This is a genomic window from Rhodococcus sp. NPDC055024 (assembly GCF_053608585.1).
Map to the genome: position 1 here is coordinate 400,727 of NZ_JBSGVT010000004.1, position 20,562 is coordinate 421,288.

Consider the following 20,562-nt stretch of genomic DNA (forward strand, 5'->3'; position numbering starts at 1 on the left):
ACCACGACCGAGTGGGGGCGGACGGTCCACCTGCGACGGCTTTCGAGGCTGCGACGAGTTGCAGCACGACGGGCTACGTCCCTTACGATCATCTGATGCGACCAGCAAGACTCCCCGACGGCTTCGGCATTCGGTTGGACCCCAAGGTGCGCACGTACTCGGGTGGCCGGGTACTCATCGGCGGATCTCCGACGCGGATGCTCAAGCTGGCTCCGACGGCTGCGGCGATGATCGGTGACGGCTTCCTCGAGGTAGTCGATCAGCAGAGCGCCGCGGTTGCTCGACACCTACTCGATTCGGGTGTCGCGAATCCTCGTCCGATGTCGACGCCGTCCGCTGCGGATGTCACCGTCGTGATTCCGGTCAAGGACAACCAGGCCGGCGTCGAACGCCTATTGCCCGTCCTCAAGGATCTGACCGTCATCGTTGTCGACGACGGTTCGGAAGTGCCGGTGGAACCTCGGCGCGCCTGCCCGGGCACCGGCACCATCACAGTAGTGCGGCACGAGAGCGCCCGCGGACCCTCGGCAGCGCGAAACTCGGGATTGCGTTCGGCTCAAACACGTTTCGTTGCCTTCCTCGACTCCGACGTCATCCCGCGTGCCGGTTGGCTCGAGCTGATGTTGGGTCACTTCAGCGATCCAGGGGTTGCCCTCGTCGCGCCCCGCATCGTCGCCCTCGATCCATACGGGACGGCGCTGGCGCGGTACGAGAACATGCGATCGTCTCTCGACCTCGGACGCAAGGAAGCTGCGGTGAAATCGGGCAGTCCGGTCGCCTATGTCCCCAGCGCCGCCGTGATCGTCCGGCGCGACGTAGCGCTCGAATGCAACGGGTTCGACGAGAGCCTCGAAGTAGCCGAGGACGTCGATTTCTGCTGGCGCCTACAGGCAGCGGGTTGGCGCCTACGATACGAACCGGTAGCGCACGTCGCTCACGATCATCGAGTGCAGTTCGACAAGTGGTTCGCCAGGCGTGCGTTCTACGGGACGGGTGCGGCGCCGTTGGCTGCCAGGCACGAGGGTTCGGTTCCGCCGATGGCGATGTCGTTCTCGACGCTCTTCGCATGCATCGCCGCCGCAACACTGACACGTTCCGGTCTTGCCGGCGCTCTCGGCGCTTTGCTGTTCACCGTCTACCGGCTGCGAAAGATGTTCACCGGTCTGAGTCAGCCCACCCGGATCGCGGCCATCCTCACCGCGCAAGGGTGTGTCGGCGGATTCTGGCAACTCGCATCGGCGATGTGTCGTCACTACTGGCCCGTGACGCTCTTGGCGGTGATCGCCTCCCGTCGAATACGACGACTGGCCGTCGCAGCAGCCGTCGCCGAAGGGTTGGTGGACTGGTATCGCCACCGTGAGCCAGGCGGACTGGGACCGGTTCGGTACGTCTTCTTCAAACGAGCAGACGACATCGCTTATGGAGCCGGACTCTGGCGTGGCGCATTCGACGCCCGCGACTGTGCGGCGCTCAAACCTCGAATCACCAAGTGACAGAAGCCGACTACGCAGATTTTCTGGTTGTCGGTGGTGGCACGTGTGGCTGCGTCGTCGCAGCCAGGCTCAGTGAAGATCCATCCGCCACGGTGATGCTCCTCGAATCGGGAAGCGGATACCGTTCGGCGCTCGAACTTCCGGACGTCCTGAGTGATCCGTACCGACTGCCGGTCGGACCTGCGAGCGAATACACGTGGACGTATCCGGTCGAGTTGACACCGCGTCGGGCTTCCACGATCGCGCGCGGGCGGACGCTCGGTGGGTCAGGGGCTGTCAACGGCGCGTACTTCACCCGCGCAACTCGCGCCGATTTCGAGAACTGGCCGAGTTCGTGGCGATACGACGACGTATTGCCGTACTTCAAGAAGTCCGAATCCGATCGTGATTTCGAGGGCGAGTTCCACGGGAGCGGCGGTCCGATCCCGGTCGAGCGGCGAGCGTGGGAACAACTGCATCCACTGAGCGGTGAGTTCCAGGCCGCAGCACTCGCAGCTGGTTTTCCCGACGACGTCGACAAAAATGCGCCTGACTCGTTCGGCATCGGCCGGGTGCCGCTGAACGTATCGGATCATCGTCGGATCAGTACTGCGGTCGCCTATCTGATGCCGGTGTTGCACCGCCCGAATTTGCGGGTGGAATCCGGCGTGAACGTCATTCGCATCGCGTTCTCGGGAACCCGAGCGATCGGGGTCGACGTACTCGACGGCGGTAACGTCCGGCGCATTCGTGCCGACCACGTGATCGTGTGTTCGGGTGCGGTGGCGACGCCACACATTCTCTTGAATTCCGGCATCGGTCCGGCGGAACAACTTGCAGGGCAAGGAGTTTCCGTCATCCTCGACCGGCCTGGCGTCGGCCAGAACTTCGTCGACCATCCGGAAGTGCTGCTGCCGTACCATTTTTCGACGCCTCGCACGATTCGATCGCAGACTCCAGTGCTGGAGACGGCCCTCAATCTCGCCGAACTCGAAATCCGTCCGTACACCGCATCTTTCACAGACTTGGTTCCTGGTGTGCCTCGCATGGATCACGGCGTCGGGGTGGTCCTCATGGCGCCGCGCAGTCGGGGAAGTATCGAACTGGCATCGGGGGATCCCGCTGGGGCGCCGCGTATTCGATACAACTACGTCGCGTCGGCGCACGATCGAGCCGCCATTCGGGAAGGGATGCAGATCGCCGAGAACCTTCTCGAGTCGATCGCGGAGACAGGATTGATCGACCGCCCCGTTGTGGAGTACACCGACGAGTGGATCGAATCCCGACTCGGTACGTCGTTACATATGTCCGGTAGCTGCGTGATGGGGGCCGAGTCGGACCCGTTCGCAGTCGTCGATGGTCGGTGCCGTGTGATCGGTGTGCAAGGGCTCAGTATTGTTGACACGTCAATCCTGCCGACGATCCCGACTCGCGGCCCGCACGCGACCGCGGTGATGGTCGCGGAACGAGCAAGCACCATCCTGCTCGGTGACGAGTGACCACGAGCGGCAACAGGCAGGTGCGGACAGGCAAACCGAATGGTCGTTCTCGCCGATGAGTTGTGATCGGCGTTACAGTGGTCCACGGAGCGGAGGAACGCAAAATATGGCACGTGAACAGGCTGTGTCCGGCAACCCGTGGGTGGCGGTCAGGCCAGGCGATGACGTCGCGTTACTAGCGCGGCGACTTTCGTCTGCCCATCAGTCGTTCATCGATGCCCGGGGCGTGCCCGGCCAAGGACTTACCGACGACTCCCATGTCCGTTCGGTCGTGCTCGAATCCTGGATGCGGAGCCGCAACAAGGGAGTAAATCCCGACGTTGTCGGCAACCCTGAAATGCTCGAAGGGCTCGAGCTCGAAAAGTATCGATCCGCGCATCCCATGTCCCTGATACGTCCAGTGATCCGGAAACTGCTGGTGGAAGATGCTGCCGAGACCGGCTTGCTGATCGCGATCAGTGACGCACACGGTCGACTGCTCTGGGTAGAGGGTGACAATTCGGCGAAGGACAAGGCGTTGTCCATGAACTTCGTCGAAGGCGCCGACTGGAGCGAAGATCGTGTCGGTACCAACGCGCCGGGAACGGCGCTTGCTCTCGATCACTCCGTACAGATCTTCGGATCCGAACATTTCAACCGAACCGTGCACGACTGGAGTTGTTCGGCCGCACCTGTCCACGATCCCACCACTGGGCAGATCCTCGGCGCCATCGACATCACCGGTGGACCCAGGGTCGCGGTTCCCGAAGTGCTGTCGCTGATCCGTGCAACTGTTGCTGCCGCCGAATCAGAATTGCGATTCCACCTCTTGAACTCGCCCATCCCGCTCAGTGCCACGGCTCCACGCCTCGAGACCTTCGGTGCAGGCCGGCCGACGTTGGTTCGCGGCGGCGACCGAATCCCGATTTCGCAGCGTCACGCCGAGATTCTCCTGCTGCTCTCCGAACATCCGGAGGGTCTCAGCTCCGACCATCTTGCGGTCCTGCTCGACGAGGGTGAACTCGACGCAGTGACCATTCGCGCGGAAATGTCGCGGCTTCGTAAGGTTTTCGGCGCGGACCGGCTGGCGTCGCGTCCCTATCGAATCATCACGGAGTTCACGACAGACGTCGGCGACGTGCGGGCAGCGTTGGACCGCGGCGACGCGGCGACGGCGATGAAACTGTATTCGGGCCCCGTGCTGGCCGGCTCGGCCTCTCCCGGTATCGAAGAGGTACGGGAAGAACTGCGCACCAGGGTGCAGGCGGCTCTGCTGCGTGGAGGTGACGCCAACCTTCTGGCCCGGTGGACCACATCCGTACACGGCCGCGAAGACTCCGTCGTGTGGGAGGCCTACCTGTCCACGTTGGATCCGCAGTCTCCGCTGTATTCGCAGGTCCAAGCAAGGATTGATCTCCTCGACCGCCAATTGGGCATCTGAGAACCATCCGCATTTCTCACACGCAACGTACTTGCAACGTTGCAACTCCTAGTGTTGTGAATCACACCCCACCGGGGGGTGGGATTGCAGTCACCGATTTGGTGGGTGCGCCCAGGAAGAACACGTTTACATAGGAGCTTGCAATGACCGTGTACGCCCGCCCAGGTACCGCCGACGCGATCATGTCCTTCCAGTCTCGATACGACAACTGGATCGGCAACGAATGGGTTGCTCCGGTCAAGGGTCAGTACTTCGAGAACCCGACACCGGTGACCGGACAGAATTTCTGTGATGTGGCTCGGTCCACCGCAGAAGACATCGAGCTCGCTCTCGACGCAGCGCACGCAGCAGCTCCGGCCTGGGGCAAGACCTCGGTCGCCGAGCGCGCGATCATCTTGAACAAGATCGCTGATCGTATGGAGGAGAACCTCGAATCGATCGCACTCGCCGAGTCGTGGGACAACGGCAAGCCGATCCGCGAGACCCTCAACGCCGACATTCCGCTCGCCATCGATCACTTCCGTTACTTCGCGGGAGCTATTCGCGCACAGGAAGGTTCGCTCTCGGAGATCAATTCCGACACCGTGGCCTACCACTTCCACGAGCCGCTCGGTGTAGTCGGCCAGATCATTCCGTGGAACTTCCCGATCCTCATGGCCGTGTGGAAGCTTGCGCCCGCCCTCGCTGCCGGCAACGCCATCGTGCTCAAGCCTGCCGAGCAGACACCCGTCTCGATCCTGCACCTCATCGGCATCATCGGTGACCTGCTGCCTGCCGGTGTTCTCAACATCGTCAACGGCTTCGGCGTCGAGGCCGGAAAGCCGCTGGCGTCGAGCCCGCGAATCAAGAAGATCGCGTTCACCGGCGAAACCACCACCGGGCGCTTGATCATGCAGTACGCATCGCAGAACCTCATCCCCGTCACCCTCGAACTCGGTGGCAAGAGCCCCAACATCTTCTTCTCCGACGTTCTCGCCTCCAACGACGACTACCAGGACAAGGCGCTCGAGGGCTTCACGATGTTCGCCCTCAACCAGGGCGAGGTCTGCACCTGCCCGTCGCGTTCGCTGATCCAGGAAGACATCTTCGACGAGTTCCTCGCGATGGCAGCCATCCGCACCAAGGCTGTGCGCCAAGGAGATCCGCTCGACACCGACACCATGATCGGCGCGCAGGCCAGCAACGACCAGCTCGAGAAGATCCTCTCGTACATCGAGATCGGCAAGGCCGAAGGCGCCAAGGTCATCACCGGTGGTGAGCGGGCCGAACTCGGCGGAGACCTGTCCGGCGGCTACTACGTCCAGCCGACGGTCTTCACCGGCAACAACAAGATGCGCATCTTCCAGGAGGAGATCTTCGGACCCGTCGTCTCGGTCACCTCGTTCAAGGACTACGACGAGGCCATCGAAATCGCCAACGACACCCTCTACGGTTTGGGTGCCGGAGTCTGGTCCCGCGACGGCGGTGTTGCGTACCGCGCAGGCCGCGACATCCAGGCCGGTCGCGTCTGGACCAACACATACCACCAGTACCCGGCACACGCCGCGTTCGGTGGATACAAGCAGTCCGGCATCGGCCGCGAGAACCACCTGATGATGCTCTCGCACTACCAGCAGACCAAGAACCTCCTGGTCAGCTACGCCCAGAAGGCTCAGGGCTTCTTCTGATCGACCCCCGGCACCCGTGAGCCCCTCGCTGCGGGTGCCGGTGAGCACGACTGCAACACGCACACCTGCACAACAACACGGAGGTTGGAATGAGCGCCACGGTCACACCCGATACCGGCGCCGTTCCACCCCGGTTGGTGACCACCGCTGGGGCGGCTGACCTCCTGCGCCGCCTCAGCGGGACTCACGGCGAACTGATGATGCATCAATCGGGTGGATGCTGTGACGGCTCCGCCCCGATGTGTTATCCCTCAGGGGAATTCATCGTCGGAGACCGTGACGTACTACTCGGAATTGTCGACCTTCGGCTGGCTGTCGGAGAGATTCCCGAAGACCTTCCCGCCGGAACGGACGCTGTACAGGTCTGGATTTCCGGATCACAGTTCGAAGCCTGGAAGCACACCCAGTTGGTTCTGGACGTCGTGCCCGGGCGAGGCAGTGGATTCAGCTTGGAGTCTCCTGAAGGATTCAGATTCCTCAGTCGAGCAAGGGCATTCACACCGGAAGAGAACGAAGCACTCAGCGCGTCGAGCATTCTCGTTGGCGCCGATTGGGAAGCGGGCATGCGGCCTTTGCCGCCGACGGTTCCCCAGGTGGTCGCCGAGGCCGTCGATGCCTGCCCGGTGCCGGGTGCGGCCCGCCGGGCCTGAAGAAACGCGGGGGCCGACCACATGACAGCCAGTTAACAGCGCGGTCATCTCCAGGCGACCTTCTCCGTACATCGCCCACATACCGTTCATTTCACACGACGCATCCACCGTGCGTCGTCTCATTCTTGACCGATTCAGAGGATGGACATGTCTCTTTCCGACCACGCAACCGGCAAAAACGCCGGTGCCGCGGGTGCACACCACGACGGCGCCGACTTCCATGCGGAAGACAATTCGTATCTGGAGAAACGAACACTCCGAAAGGGAACAGCAGGGTGGGTGCTGCTTGCGGGGTTGGGCGTCAGCTATGTGATTTCCGGTGACTACGCCGGCTGGAACAACGGTCTGGCCGAAGGCGGTTTCGGTGGCCTTCTCATCGCGGCTGTCGTCATTGCGGGTATGTACCTGGCAATGGTGCTCGGCATGGCCGAGATGTCGTCGGCGCTTCCGGCCGCGGGCGGTGGGTACACGTTCGCCAGACGGGCTATGGGGCCCTGGGGTGGATTTGCCACCGGGACAGCAATTCTCATCGAGTATTCGATAGCACCCGCGGCGATCGCGACGTTCATCGGTGCGTACGTCGAGTCCCTGAACCTGTTCGGGATCACCGACGGGTGGTGGGTGTACCTCGCGGTGTACGCGATCTTCATCGGAATTCACCTCACCGGTGCCGGTGAGGCACTCAAGGCGATGTTCATCATCACGGCCATCGCACTGGTCGGCCTGGTCGTGTTCGCGGTTTCGGCTGTCGGCCTTTTCGATTCGTCCAACCTCACCGATATCGCCGTCGACACCAGCGCCGTCGGATCGTCGTCGTTCCTGCCGTTCGGTGTGCTGGGAATCTGGGCCGCCGTGCCCTTCGCGATCTGGTTCTTCCTTGCCGTCGAAGGTGTACCGCTGGCCGCCGAGGAAGCACGGGAGCCGGAGAAGAACGTCCCGCGCGGCATCATCATCAGCATGTTGATTCTGATCGTCACAGGCGCAACGGTCCTCTTCCTCGCTACGGGCGCGCTCGGTGCCGACGCCCTGTCCACCTCCGGAAATCCGCTCGTCGAGGCGTTGGGGGACAGCGGAGCGGCAAAGGCGGTCAACTACATCGGGCTTGCCGGTCTGGTGGCGAGCTTCTTCTCGATCATGTACGCATATTCACGTCAGACGTTTGCTCTCTCACGTGCCGGCTACCTGCCGAAGAACCTGTCGGTGACCAACAAGCGCAAGGCACCCACTCTTGCTCTCGTCGTTCCCGGAATCATCGGCTTCGCGCTCTCGCTCACCGGTGAAGGTGCGATGTTGCTCAACATGGCGGTGTTCGGCGCGGCCGTCAGCTACGTCCTGATGATGGTGAGTCACATCGTCCTTCGCAAGCGTGAGCCGAACATGCCGCGCCCGTACCGCACTCCCGGTGGTGTCGCCACCACCTCGTTTGCACTCGTGATCGCAGCAGTGTCCGTGGTGGCAACCTTCCTGGTGGATCCCGTTGCAGCACTGCTGACGTTGGTTGCCTTCGGTGTTCTCATGGCGTACTTCGGTCTCTACAGTCGCCACCACCTTGTTGCCAACTCGCCGGACGAGGAGTTTGCTGTACTTGCACAGGCGGAAGAAGAATTGGGATGAGTCGCGGGATGGCCAAGTATCACCAGCAGGTATCCGGAACCAACTACTCGTTCGACGATCTCGTCGATCTGATGGCGAAGGCGACACCGCTGCGCTCGGGCGACGAGCTCGCCGGTTGTGCGGCAAGCTCCGACGCCGAACGTGCTGCTGCCCAATGGGTTCTGGCTGACCTTCCCCTGACTGTATTCCTCGAGGATCTTGTGGTTCCGTACGAGGACGACGAGGTAACTCGGCTCATCATCGACAGCCACGATCGCCTGGCCTTTGCACCGGTGGCGCACCTGACCGTCGGCGGACTGCGAGACTGGTTGCTCGAGACTGCGTCGGCGCCGGAAGCTTCCGCACGCTTGTCTGCCGTCAGTCCCGGGCTCACCCCGGAAATGGTTGCCGCGGTTAGCAAGATCATGCGCAATCAGGACCTGATCGCTGTCGCCAAGGCAATCACGGTCACCGCGGGGTTCCGTACGACCATCGGTCTGCCTGGACGGTTGAGCACTCGACTGCAACCAAATCATCCGACGGACGATCCACGCGGCATCGCGGCGGCGACACTCGACGGTCTCCTGATGGGATGCGGCGACGCCGTCATCGGTATCAACCCCGCGACGGACTCTCCCCAGGCCACCTCGGATCTGCTCCACCTGCTCGACGACATCCGTCAGCGCTTCGAGATCCCGACTCAGTCGTGCGTGCTCTCGCACGTGACCACCACGATCGGACTGATCGAATCGGGAGTACCGGTCGATCTGGTTTTTCAATCGATTGCCGGCACCGAAGGCGCCAACTCCGGTTTCGGAGTGAACATTCCGCTGTTGCGCGAGGGCAACGAGGCCGGGCGTTCGTTGAACCGCGGAACGGTCGGCAACAACGTCATGTACCTCGAGACGGGTCAGGGGTCCGCCCTCAGTTCAGGGGCGCACTATGGCACCGGCGGAGCCCCGGTCGATCAGCAGACACTCGAAACTCGGGCATACGCGGTGGCACGTGATCTCGAACCGCTACTGGTCAACACGGTGGTCGGCTTCATCGGCCCCGAGTATCTCTACGACGGAAAGCAGATCATTCGCGCGGGCTTGGAAGATCACTTCTGCGGAAAACTGCTCGGACTGCCGATGGGCGTGGACGTCTGCTACACCAACCACGCCGAAGCCGATCAAGACGACATGGACAACCTCCTCACCTTGCTGGGCGTCGCCGGCGCTGCGTTCGTGATCGCGGTTCCCGGCGCCGACGACGTGATGCTCGGCTATCAAAGTCTGGCGTTCCACGACGCGCTGTACGTACGGAAGGTCCTCGGTTTGCAGCCCGCCCCGGAGTTCGAGACCTGGCTCCACAATCTGGGGATGACCGACGCAAACGGTCGGGTTCTTCCGATCGACGCCGAAATGTCGCCGCTGCGGGCTTTGACGGTGAACTCATGACCGAAGATCAGGCTCCGATCCTCGATTTCTGGGGTCCACTGCGCAAGACCACACAATCGCGTATCGGATTGGGTCGCGCCGGTGATTCGTTGCCCACCAAGCGGGTTCTCGAATTCAAGGCAGCGCACGCCGCCGCTCGCGACGCGGTCCACGAGCCACTCGATTCGCAGACGCTTGTCAGTCGGGTCGAAGGGGTGGGTATCGGGGCGCCGGTGGTGGTCGCGAGCAGCGTCTCCACCCGCAGCGAGTATCTCCGGAGGCCCGACCTGGGGCGCCAGCCTGCCGACCTGAGTGCGATCTCGAGTTCCGACAAGGAGATCGGGTTCATCCTCGCAGACGGACTGTCGCCGCGCGCGCTGATGGACCACGGCGAACAACTCCTGTCCGCGTTGGTCACGGTGCTGGGGGAGCGGTATTCCATAGCGCCGCCCGTGATCGCCACGAACGCGCGTGTGGCACTGGGCGATCACATCGCCGCCGCGATGGGAGTGCAGACGGCGATCGTCCTGATCGGCGAACGTCCAGGGCTCTCGGTGGCGGACAGCGTCGGGATCTATCTGACTCACCTTCCACGCGTCGGTCGCACCGACGCGGATCGAAACTGCATTTCCAACGTCCACCCACCCGAGGGGCTCGGATACGAGCAGGCCGCTCGTGTCGTCCTGGGGTTGGTGGCGGGAGCGCGCCAGTTGGGCCGCTCCGGCGTCGACCTCAAGGACACCTCTCGCGCCGACGCCGTTGCGTCGGGAGAAGTGCTGACGCTCGATTAATTGACAGCTGCACGGCATACCCGGGTCGATCGACACTCGGGTGTGCCGTCGTACCCGAATCACGACGAAAACGAGGGAATCGATGTTCCGTTCGCTGCATGCCCGCGCCCTGTGCGCGTTGGCCGTAGGTAGTGTTCTGTTGAGTGCAACTGCTTGTAGTCCAGCCGAAAGTGCTCCGAAAGAGGATGCGGCGCAGGGTGGTTCATCCTGCGCGCCACTGGATTCAGGTCTTGTCTGGTACGGCGACAACCGAACGAAGCTGGACTCCATGATCGCGGAGTTCGGGACGTGCGGTGCTGCAGGTGATGTCGATGAGGGTGCTCCGTTGGCACTCTTCGACTGGGACAACACAGTTGTCAAGAACGACATCGGAAGCGCCACTGCATTCTGGATGATCAAGAACAACAAGGTGTTACAGCCTGCCGGAGGGGACTGGGCAACCACCAGTCGCTTCATGACGCCAGCCGGCGCTGCCGCACTTTCCGCCGCCTGTGGCTCGGAGACCGCGCCGGGACAACCGTTGGCAACCAGCACCGACGTCGACTGCGCCGACGAGATCGTTGCGGTACTCGAAGAGAAGACTCGCGACGGGCAGGCCGCATTCGACGGTTACGATCATCGCCGGACCAAGGCCGCGTACGCGTGGGCCGTGCAGTTGATGGCGGGGCACACCGAGGACGAGATCACCGAGTACGCGCGCGCCGCACGCGCCGAGAATCTAGCTGCCGCAGAAGGATCCGATCAGATCGTCGGTACGACGGAAGTCGACGGTTCGGTGCGGTATTACGCGCAGATCGAAGATTTGGCGAAATCCCTCGGCGCTCATGGATTCGACGTGAGGATCATCTCCGCGTCGGCCGAACCGGTAGTTCGAGTCTGGGCGGAACAGCTGGGATTGGACGCCGATCACGTGATGGGTGTGCGGCCGATTATCGCGGACGGTGTTCTGACCGGGCATCTGCGTGGATGTGGTGGCGTTGCGGACGGCGACGACTCGGTCATTCCGTACATCGACGGCAAGCGGTGCCAGGTCAACGAGGTTGTCTACGGGGTCCAAGGGCCTACGGCGTTCGAGCAGTTGGCCGCCGATCGGCGTCAGGTATTTGCTGCCGGTGATTCTGTCACCGATGTGACCTTCCTCGGAGATGCGACCGGTGCGCGTCTGGTGATCAACCGAAACAACCCTGAACTGATGTGCAACGCCTACGACAACAGTGATGGAAAATGGCTGGTCAACCCTATGTTCATCGAACCGAAATCCCAGGCGGATGCACCCTATCGTTGCTCGACCGACGCGTACACCGACGAGGCTGGGGCCAAAGGCGCCGTCACTCGCGAGGACGGCAGCGTGATTCCCGATCAGGTCGATACCGTCGCCTGACAGTCAGCTTGCTGCGGCGACTTCACAACGATCGATCAGCGTGTGATCTGATTCTGTCGAGCCCTTTGTCGGGCTGCGGAAACCCTTGGGTGTCCGCTGAGATGCTGGAGCCGCAGAGGCGGCACGTGAGTAGGAGAAATCGATGGCCTTCGCTGGCAATGTGGACGAGTTGGCGCTGCTCCAGGCAGTACGTCTCAAGGAGCGGGTCGGTGCGGTCGTCCTGGCCGAGCACCTGGGCGTCAGCGCGGCCTCCGGTCAAGCTGCGTACGACGCACTTGTCGCGCAGGGCAAAGCGGTCGAAGCGGAAGACGCCATCAGCCTGACCGACAAGGGTTTGGCAGAACTCGAAGATCAGCTGGACGCGGAGCGGGTTTCGATCGACGAGGACTCCATCGGCGAGGTGTACGAGACTTTCCTGCCTCTGGACGAGGAATTCGTCGCGCTGATCGGCAGTGCGGACGCGGATTCTCTTGCGGAGCTGGATCGTCGAGCGGCAAACCTCTTCGACGATCTGTCAGCGTTCGTTCCGCGGTTGTCCCGCTACCAGGACCTCTTCTCGGATGCTCTCGCGAAAGTCCAAGCGGGGGAGTCCAAGTGGATCTCGGAACCGATCATCGACTCCTACGCCACGGTGTGGGGAGAGATCCGTCAGGAACTGTTCGGGGCTGCCGGTAAGGCTTGATCCGTAGCTTTGGATTTTGACTCCGCTCAGCGTGGGTCGCCCGATTCGTGAGAGATGAATCGTGCGGCCCACGTTGTGTTCGAGGTCGTGAAACTCGTTACCATTGCATACAAGTCGTGACCGGGGTCACTCTTACCCTCTTTCGGGGGTAGTGCGGGGGTGAGCCACATCACTACCTTTCCTCCTATCGACGGTGATGCCCACAGGGCGTCACCACGGGACCACGGAGGAATCGAGTGACCACAGTCTCTCCCACAGGCGGCACCAGTGCCGCCGGCGCCGGGGGCGCGAGTGCCGCAGGTGCGACGCAACCCGCGCAGACCACCAGCGTGCGGCGCGTCGCTATCGCGAGTTGCATCGGCACGACCATCGAGTTCTACGACTTCTTCATCTACGGAACTGCTGCGGCACTTGTCTTTCCGACGGTGTTCTTCCCCGCACTCGGTGCCACCGCGGGAACGGTTGCATCGTTCGCGACCTTCGCAGTCGCCTTCATCGCCCGGCCCGTCGGCGCAATGTTGTTCGGACACTTCGGCGATCGCATCGGTCGTAAGAAGACTCTGATCTCGACGCTCCTGCTCATGGGCATCTCGACGCTGCTGATCGGCTTGCTGCCCGGTGCGGCAACTATCGGTGTCGCCGCTCCGATCATCTTGGTGCTCTTGCGATTCGGCCAAGGCTTCGCGGTCGGTGGTGAATGGGCAGGCGCAACCCTGCTTACCGCGGAATACGCTCCACCAGGCAAACGTGGTCTGTATGCGATGTTCCCGCAGCTCGGCCCCGCAATCGCCTTCGTGCTCTCGAGCAGTACCTTCCTCATCACCGGCGCTGTTCTCGGCGATACCAACCAGGCATTCCTCGATTACGGCTGGCGTATTCCGTTCCTGTTCTCCATCGTGTTGGTCGGCATCGGCCTCTACATGCGACTCGCTATCGAGGAGACCCCGGTCTTCAAGGCGGAGCAGGCAGAGCGCGTCGCAGAACAGAAGAACGAAGCACCTCGCACCCTCCCGTTCCTGGATGCCTGGCGGTTCCAGACCAAGGAGATCCTGCTCTCGGCCGGCGCCTTGGCTTGCCTCTTCGCGTTCTTCTACATGGGCACGGCATTCCTCACGAGCTACGGAACCAAGACTCTCGGCTTCTCCCGCCCGTTCGTCCTGTCGGTCGGTATCGCTTCCGCCTTCGTTTTCGGTGCGGCGATCATCGTCTCCGCTCTCTACTCGGACCGCATCGGGCGCCGCAAGGTCATCATGATCTCGTGTGGTCTGGCCGTCGTCTGGGCTCTCGTGCTGTTCCCGCTCCTGGACACCGGAACGCCACTCGCGTTCGTCATCGGAATGTTCGGCACGCTGATGATCTTCGGAATCGCCTACGGCCCCTGCGGCGCGCTGCTTCCGGAAATGTTCCAGACCCGCTACCGCTACACCGGTGCCGGCCTCGGCTACAACCTCGCCGGAGTGCTCGGTGGCGCCGTGCCGCCGCTGATCGCCGCACCGCTGGCCTCGGCCTACGGGAGCATGGCCATCGGAGTCATGCTGGCGATCCTGGGTGTGCTGAGCCTGATCTGCACCTGGGCGCTCGTCGAGACCAAGGATCACGCGCTGTAACCACTGTGCGCCTTTATTAACCGCCGGCGGTTAATAAAGGCGCACAGCAGGCGGGTGGGGTGTCCGGACTTCAGACAGTTACGGCCACCCCACACCGGGAAGTATGTCGTGCATCACACCGAATCGAGTAAATTCGTAGATGAGAGGGTCCGCTGCGGCGGCCCCTCTCATAGGTGCCTGAACAGGTAACCGGAGAGGACAGAACACATGACTACCCCGCTGCCCAGCTATACGTCCGGAGTATGGGATGGACCGATGCTGGGCGACACCATCGGAGACAACCTGGATCGCACGGTTGCCGCGCACGGTGACCGTGATGCGTTGATCGACCATGCCAGCGGTCGACGATGGACGTACCGGGAGTTCGCCGAGCAGGTGAACGGGCTCGCTGCCGGACTTCTTTCCCGTGGTGTGGGGAAGGGCGATCGGGTAGGGATGTGGGCTCCGAACTGTCCGGAATGGACGTTCACGCAGTATGCGACGGCGAAGATCGGGGCGATCCTGGTCAACATCAACCCGGCGTACCGCTCGCACGAGTTGCAGTACGTGCTCGAGCAGGCCGGGATCACGACACTGGTGTCTGCGGCGAGCTTCAAGACTTCGGATTACGCGTCGATGATCGAGACGGTGCGGCCGCAGTGCCCCGATCTGACGTCGGTGATCCTGCTCGGTTCACCCGAGTGGGACTCAGTGCTTGCAGACGGGTTGGCGGCGCAGGCAAACGATCCGGCTCCGCTCGCCGCTGCCCAAGCCGCATTGTCAGCCGACGACGCGATCAACATCCAATACACCTCGGGCACTACCGGTTTCCCGAAGGGCGCGACGCTCAGTCACCACAACATCCTCAACAACGGCTACTTCGTCGGCGAGTTGTGCCACTACAGCGAGGTTGATCGGGTGTGCATCCCGGTGCCGTTCTACCACTGCTTCGGCATGGTGATGGGAAACCTTGCGTGCACCAGTCACGGTGCTGCCATGGTCATTCCGGGTCCAGCGTTCGATCCGCGGGCTTCGCTCGAAGCCGTTCAGGCCGAAAAGTGCACATCCCTCTACGGCGTTCCGACGATGTTCATCGCCGAGTTGGCGTTGCCGGACTTCGAGAGCTTCGATCTGTCGTCCCTTCGCACCGGCATCATGGCGGGCTCGCCCTGCCCGGTCGAGGTGATGAAGCAGGTCATCGATCGCATGGGTATGGCAGAGGTGTCCATCTGCTACGGCATGACGGAGACGTCGCCGGTATCGCTGCAGACTCGTTCGGACGATTCGATCGAGCAGCGCACCGAAACGGTCGGACGGGTGGGGCCGCACCTCGAGATCAAGATCGTCGATCCGGCAACCGGATTGACGGTGCCGCGCGGTGAGCCTGGTGAGTTGTGCACACGTGGGTACTCGGTCATGCTCGGCTACTGGGAGAACCCGGGGAAGACCGCCGAGGCGATCGACGCTGCCAGGTGGATGCACACCGGAGACATCGGAGTAATGGACGAGGCCGGGTACGTCGCTATTACCGGACGCATCAAGGACATGGTCATCCGCGGTGGTGAGAACGTCTATCCGCGTGAGATCGAGGAGTTCCTCTACACCCACCCCGATATTCTCGATGCTCAGGTCATCGGTGTGCCCGATGCAAAGTACGGCGAGGAATTGATGGTGTGGGTCCAGATGCGCGAAGGTGCAGACGATCTGGACGCCGATTCGGTCCGTGCGTTCTGCACCGGCAAGCTCGCGCACTACAAGATTCCGCGGTACGTCCACGTCGTGGACGAGTTCCCGATGACAGTCACGGGCAAGGTCCGCAAGATCGCGATGCGAGAACAGGCAATCGAATTGATCGGTCAGGCCTGAGAGTATGTCCGCGAACCCAGGGGAGCGTGAGCCGGTACGCCCCGAGATCGCGCTCTCCTGGAAGCGTTCTCGGCTCAGTGGCCTCGACCCGTCGTCGGCCATCGCCGTGGACACCGAGGAGCAGGACGGCGAGTCTCGTCTGCTCCGGGCCGCCGCACCTGTGCTCGACGAGGTTTCGCAACAGATCGCGGGCACCGGGTTCTGCGTCCTGCTGGCCGATCGGGACTGCCGAGTGGTCGCCTCGGTGTACTCCGACAGTCGAGTCGAGCGGACGATCGAGCGGTTGGGCGTCGTCAACGGTTCACGCTTCGGCGAGGAGCACGCCGGCACCAACGCGCTCGGGACACCGCTCGAGGTCGGACGGAGCGTGGTGATCCACGGTGACGAGCACTTCCTCGACAGCCTCAAGGGATTGAGCTGCTACGGCCAGCCGATTCTGCATCCCGTCACGCGTCGCGTCGAGGGAATTCTCGACATGACGGGCGTTGTCTCGCAGGCCAACCCGTTGTTCGCGCCATTCCTTGCGCGTGCGGCCGCGGACATCGAGAAACGGCTGCTCGAGGGCTCGAAAGCGTCGGAGCAGCGGTTGGTCGACGCATTCCAACGAGTTTCGCATCAGCGCCACATTGCCGTTGCGGCCATCGGCGACGACATCCTGCTCAGCAACCGGACCGCCCTGGACCTGCTGGACACTGCCGACCACGTATCGCTCCGATCCTTGATCGCCGACCTCAACCCGGATCAATCACGATTGGTGACAGTCGAATTGGCGTCCGGTGCGCTGGCGCGAGTTCAAGCCGACCGTATTTCCGGGGCAGACGGCGGAGCGCTCTTCCTGGTCGAACCACTCCAGCGCGAACGGGCGCCGATCCGTAGAACACATGAGCGGGCCCCGTCTCCGGGTGAACGACTGCGCCGAGACTTGATGCGAGCGCGGACTGGTTCTGCCGCCGTGGCGATCTCGGGTGAGGCGGGTTCCGGCCGAACCTCGGCAGCATCCGACGTCGTCGGCAGCGTCGACGCGAGTTGGCTCGATGCCACGCGTATCGCATTCGACGGACGTGAGCAATGGGTTAACGATCTTGTGCGAGCCGCCCGTAAGCGTTCGGGCATCGTCGTAATCGAACAGGTGCAACTTCTTCCCGACTCGGTGTTGCCGCTGGTTGCAGACCTGATCGACGCCAGTGCCGAGGGGCCGCGGATCGTGCTGACCAGCGGCGCGGTTCCGGATTCACCGCCGACCATCGCATCGCTCATCTCGCGTTGTACTTCCAGAGTTGTCATCGCTCCACTGCGTGAGCGACAGGCAGAGATCGCCGAGTTGGCGCAGGCGATGCTGGAAGGGATCTCGCCCGAACTGAGGTTGACCGCCAGTGCTACCGAAGCGCTGGCGGCGGCCAGTTGGCCGGGCAATCTGGCCGAGTTACGCGTCGTGCTGCATTGCGCCTCAGGCGATCGCTCCAGCAACCGCATCGACGTCGCCGATCTGCCCGAGGACTACCGCACCACTACCAAGGTGTCGCGGTTGGCGGGGCGGGAGAAGGCCGAGCGTCAGGCGATCATCGGAGCGTTGAAAGACTGCGGCGGCAACAAGGTTCACGCGTCGGCGCAGCTCGGAATCAGCCGAAGCACTCTCTACACGCGGATGCGGGCGCTGGACATCACTGTGTAGTTCGCTGTCCGATTCCAGTTGTACAAAGTTCGGACAGTTAGCACCCTCGGAAGCGCGGAAGTATGGCGTGCATCACATTCGCACCTCACTACTTCAGGGGAGTTTCCGATGACGGCAGTAGCCGAACACACCATCAGTTCCGCGGTACAGGGTTTCCTGAACGGACCGAAGAAGCTCTACATCGGCGGCGAATTCGTCGACGCCGCTTCGGGCCAGACGTTCGCGACATACAACCCGGCTGACGGACAGAAGCTCGCAGACGTGGCACACGGACAGGCCGAAGACATCGACCGCGCGGTGCGCGCCGCCCGCACGGCCTTCGAAGACGGCCCCTGGTCACGTATGAAGGCAAACGAGCGCGAGCGGATGATCTGGCGCGTCGGCGACATTCTCAGTGCCCGCGCCGAAGAGTTCGGTCAGCTCGAAGCTCTCGACAACGGCAAGTCCGTTGCCATCGCCACTGCCGTCGACGTGGCTTGGGCCGCAGACGTTTTCCGCTACTACGCGGGCTGGGCCACCAAGATCGAAGGCAGCACCGTCAACGTGTCGATGCCTTTCTCTCCGGGCGGCGAGTTCCATGCATACACGCTGCGTGAGGCGATCGGCGTCTGCGGACTGATCGTGCCGTGGAACTTCCCGCTGCTCATGTCGTCGTGGAAGCTCGCACCCGCGCTCGCTGCCGGCAATACCGTGATCCTCAAGCCCGCCGAGCAGACCCCGCTCACCGCTCTTCTTCTCGCAGAGGTATTCGAAGAAGCCGGCTTCCCGCCTGGCGTCGTGAACATCGTTCCCGGATTCGGCGATGCCGGTGCTGCACTGTCCGGCCACGACGACGTCGACAAGGTCGCGTTCACCGGTTCGACCGAGGTGGGCAAGAAGATCGTCGACGCCGCCAAGGGCAATCTGAAGAAGGTCACGCTCGAGCTCGGTGGCAAGAGCCCCAACATCGTGTTCGCCGACGCGGATTTCGATTCCGCGGTGGAGGGTTCGCTCAACGCGTGGTTGTTCAACCACGGACAGTGCTGCGTTGCGGGCACTCGCCTGTACGTCGAGGACACCATCTTCGAGAAGTTCACCGAGGCCGTCGCGCACGCAGCGAGCCAGGTCAAGATCGGACCCGGCCTCGATCCCACCACCCAGCTCGGACCGCTGGTCTCGCAGGAGCAGTTCGACAAGGTGACCGGCTACCTGCGTGAGGGAATCGCCGACGGCGCACGTGCACTCACCGGCGGTAACCGCTGGGGCGATCAGGGCTACTTCGTCGAGCCGACTGTCTTCGTTGACGTCAAGCCCGAATTCTCCATCGTTCAGGAGGAGATCTTCGGACCCGTCGTGGCAGCGCTGCCGTTCAACGCGGACGACGGACCGATCACTGCCGCAAACGATTCCATCTACGGCCTCGCTGCCGGAATTTGGACCCGAGACATCTCCAAGGCGCATCGCACGGCAAAGCGTCTGAAGGCCGGCTCGGTGTGGATCAACCAGTACAACGGCTTCGACACCGCGATGCCCTTCGGCGGATACAAGCAGTCCGGCTGGGGCCGCGAGCTCGGCGCTTCGGCCATCGATCTCTACACCCAGACCAAGGCCGTCAACATCGCCCTCTGACCGACCCCATCGCTCATTCTCTCGTCCGACAATCAAGGAGATCACCAGTGAAGACCAAAGCTGCTGTACTGCTCGAGCCCGGAAAGCCTTTCGAGATCATGGAACTCGATCTCGACGGCCCGGGTGTGGGTGAGGTACTGATCAAGTACACCGCTGCCGGACTGTGCCATTCAGATCTGCACCTGACCGACGGTGATCTCCCGCCGCGTTATCCGATCGTCGGCGGACACGAAGGCTCGGGCATCATCGAAGAGGTCGGCCCTGGCGTCACGAAGGTCAAGCCGGGCGACCATGTCGTGTGTAGCTTCATTCCGAACTGCGGCACCTGTCGCTACTGCTCGACCGGTCGTCAAAACCTGTGCGACATGGGTGCCACCATCCTCGAAGGCTCGATGCCCGACGGTTCTTTCCGTTTCCACGGCAACGGTCTGGACTTCGGCGGAATGTGCATGCTCGGAACATTTTCCGAGCGGGCCACCATCTCGCAGCACTCGGTAGTCAAGATCGACGACTGGCTTCCGTTGGAGACCGCAGTGGTCGTCGGTTGCGGTGTGCCGTCGGGCTGGGGCACCGCCGTCAACGCCGGTAACCTTCGCGCCGGTGACACCGCGGTGATCTACGGCATCGGTGGTCTCGGCATCAACGCGGTCCAGGGGGCTGTTTCGGCTGGCTGCAAGTACGTCGTGGTGGTCGATCCGGTTGCTCTCAAGCGTGACACCGCACTGAAATTCGGTGCCACGCATGCCTTTGCAGACGCCGAGAGTGCGGCTGCCAAGGTAAACGAGCTGACCTGGGGACAGGGCGCCGACGCTGCGCTCATCCTTGTCGGCACCGTCGACGAGGATGTCGTCAGTGCAGCGACGGCAGTGATCGGTAAGGGTGGCACCGTGGTGATCACGGGTCTCGCCGATCCCGCCAAGCTGACCGTTCACGTGTCGGGTACCGACCTGACCCTGAATCAGAAGACGATCAAGGGCACGCTGTTCGGTTCGATGAACCCGCAGTACGACATCGTGCGACTGCTGCGTCTCTACGATGCCGGTCAGCTCAAGCTCGACGAACTGATCACCAACACCTACAGCCTCGAAGACGTCAACAAGGGCTACCAGGATCTGCGTGACGGCAAGAACATCCGTGGCGTGATCATTCACGACAAGTAAGACAAGTGCTGTGCGCCTTTATTTAAACCCGGGGGGGGATAAACGCGCCCCCCCCAAATTAGTTGGCGGGGCCCAAAAAAGGGACAAAAGGAGT

15 protein-coding genes are annotated in these 20,562 nt (G+C 62.6%); all 15 read left to right on the plus strand.

Annotated features, from left to right (window positions below; genetic code table 11):
* The first annotated feature begins 95 nt into the window (after positions 1-95).
* The 15 genes from mftF to ACWF6P_RS12840 all read left to right on the plus strand — a co-directional run bounded on the left by mftF (position 96) and on the right by ACWF6P_RS12840 (position 20,468).
* On the plus strand, positions 96-1,493 hold the full coding sequence (gene mftF / locus ACWF6P_RS12770; protein ID WP_378537756.1) for a mycofactocin biosynthesis glycosyltransferase MftF: 1,398 nt from the start codon (positions 96-98) through the stop codon (positions 1,491-1,493).
* A complete protein-coding gene (gene mftG / locus ACWF6P_RS12775; RefSeq protein WP_452621225.1) occupies positions 1,490-2,971 on the plus strand; it encodes a mycofactocin dehydrogenase MftG in 1,482 nt (493 codons plus the stop codon). The genes mftF and mftG overlap by 4 nt, the downstream gene beginning before the upstream one ends.
* Before the next feature lie 106 nt (positions 2,972-3,077).
* Positions 3,078-4,391, plus strand: coding sequence for a sigma-54-dependent transcriptional regulator family protein (locus ACWF6P_RS12780; protein WP_019744245.1), 1,314 nt, complete (start codon positions 3,078-3,080; stop codon positions 4,389-4,391).
* 143 nt (positions 4,392-4,534) lie between these two features.
* Positions 4,535-6,058, plus strand: coding sequence for an aldehyde dehydrogenase (adh, locus tag ACWF6P_RS12785; protein WP_007730158.1), 1,524 nt, complete (start codon positions 4,535-4,537; stop codon positions 6,056-6,058).
* A gap of 89 nt (positions 6,059-6,147) precedes the next feature.
* Positions 6,148-6,708 (plus strand): DUF779 domain-containing protein, encoded by a 561-nt coding sequence (locus ACWF6P_RS12790; protein ID WP_452621226.1) that lies wholly within the window; start codon positions 6,148-6,150, stop codon positions 6,706-6,708.
* A 141-nt stretch (positions 6,709-6,849) separates the two neighbouring features.
* A complete protein-coding gene (gene eat / locus ACWF6P_RS12795) occupies positions 6,850-8,322 on the plus strand; it encodes an ethanolamine permease (protein WP_452621227.1) in 1,473 nt (490 codons plus the stop codon).
* Positions 8,319-9,743, plus strand: a complete 1,425-nt coding sequence (locus ACWF6P_RS12800) for an ethanolamine ammonia-lyase subunit EutB (protein ID WP_452621228.1) — start codon at positions 8,319-8,321, stop codon at positions 9,741-9,743. The genes eat and ACWF6P_RS12800 overlap by 4 nt, the downstream gene beginning before the upstream one ends.
* Positions 9,740-10,513 (plus strand): ethanolamine ammonia-lyase subunit EutC, encoded by a 774-nt coding sequence (gene eutC, locus ACWF6P_RS12805; RefSeq protein ID WP_452621229.1) that lies wholly within the window; start codon positions 9,740-9,742, stop codon positions 10,511-10,513. Before ACWF6P_RS12800 ends, eutC begins: the two co-directional genes overlap by 4 nt.
* Before the next feature lie 82 nt (positions 10,514-10,595).
* Positions 10,596-11,894, plus strand: coding sequence for a haloacid dehalogenase-like hydrolase (locus ACWF6P_RS12810; RefSeq protein ID WP_452621230.1), 1,299 nt, complete (start codon positions 10,596-10,598; stop codon positions 11,892-11,894).
* A 142-nt stretch (positions 11,895-12,036) separates the two neighbouring features.
* Positions 12,037-12,576 (plus strand): hypothetical protein, encoded by a 540-nt coding sequence (locus ACWF6P_RS12815; RefSeq protein ID WP_452621231.1) that lies wholly within the window; start codon positions 12,037-12,039, stop codon positions 12,574-12,576.
* A 329-nt stretch (positions 12,577-12,905) separates the two neighbouring features.
* Positions 12,906-14,183 (plus strand): MFS transporter, encoded by a 1,278-nt coding sequence (locus ACWF6P_RS12820; protein ID WP_452621247.1) that lies wholly within the window; start codon positions 12,906-12,908, stop codon positions 14,181-14,183.
* 207 nt (positions 14,184-14,390) lie between these two features.
* Entirely contained in the window at positions 14,391-16,028 is a 1,638-nt protein-coding gene (locus ACWF6P_RS12825; RefSeq protein WP_452621232.1) for an AMP-binding protein, read from the plus strand.
* 4 nt (positions 16,029-16,032) lie between these two features.
* Entirely contained in the window at positions 16,033-17,700 is a 1,668-nt protein-coding gene (locus ACWF6P_RS12830; protein WP_452621233.1) for a sigma-54-dependent Fis family transcriptional regulator, read from the plus strand.
* A gap of 108 nt (positions 17,701-17,808) precedes the next feature.
* Entirely contained in the window at positions 17,809-19,308 is a 1,500-nt protein-coding gene (locus ACWF6P_RS12835) for an aldehyde dehydrogenase family protein (protein WP_019744236.1), read from the plus strand.
* Positions 19,309-19,355: 47 nt separating this feature from the next.
* Complete coding sequence (locus ACWF6P_RS12840) at positions 19,356-20,468, plus strand: NDMA-dependent alcohol dehydrogenase (protein ID WP_378537777.1); 1,113 nt, start codon at positions 19,356-19,358, stop codon at positions 20,466-20,468.
* Positions 20,469-20,562 lie beyond the last annotated feature (94 nt).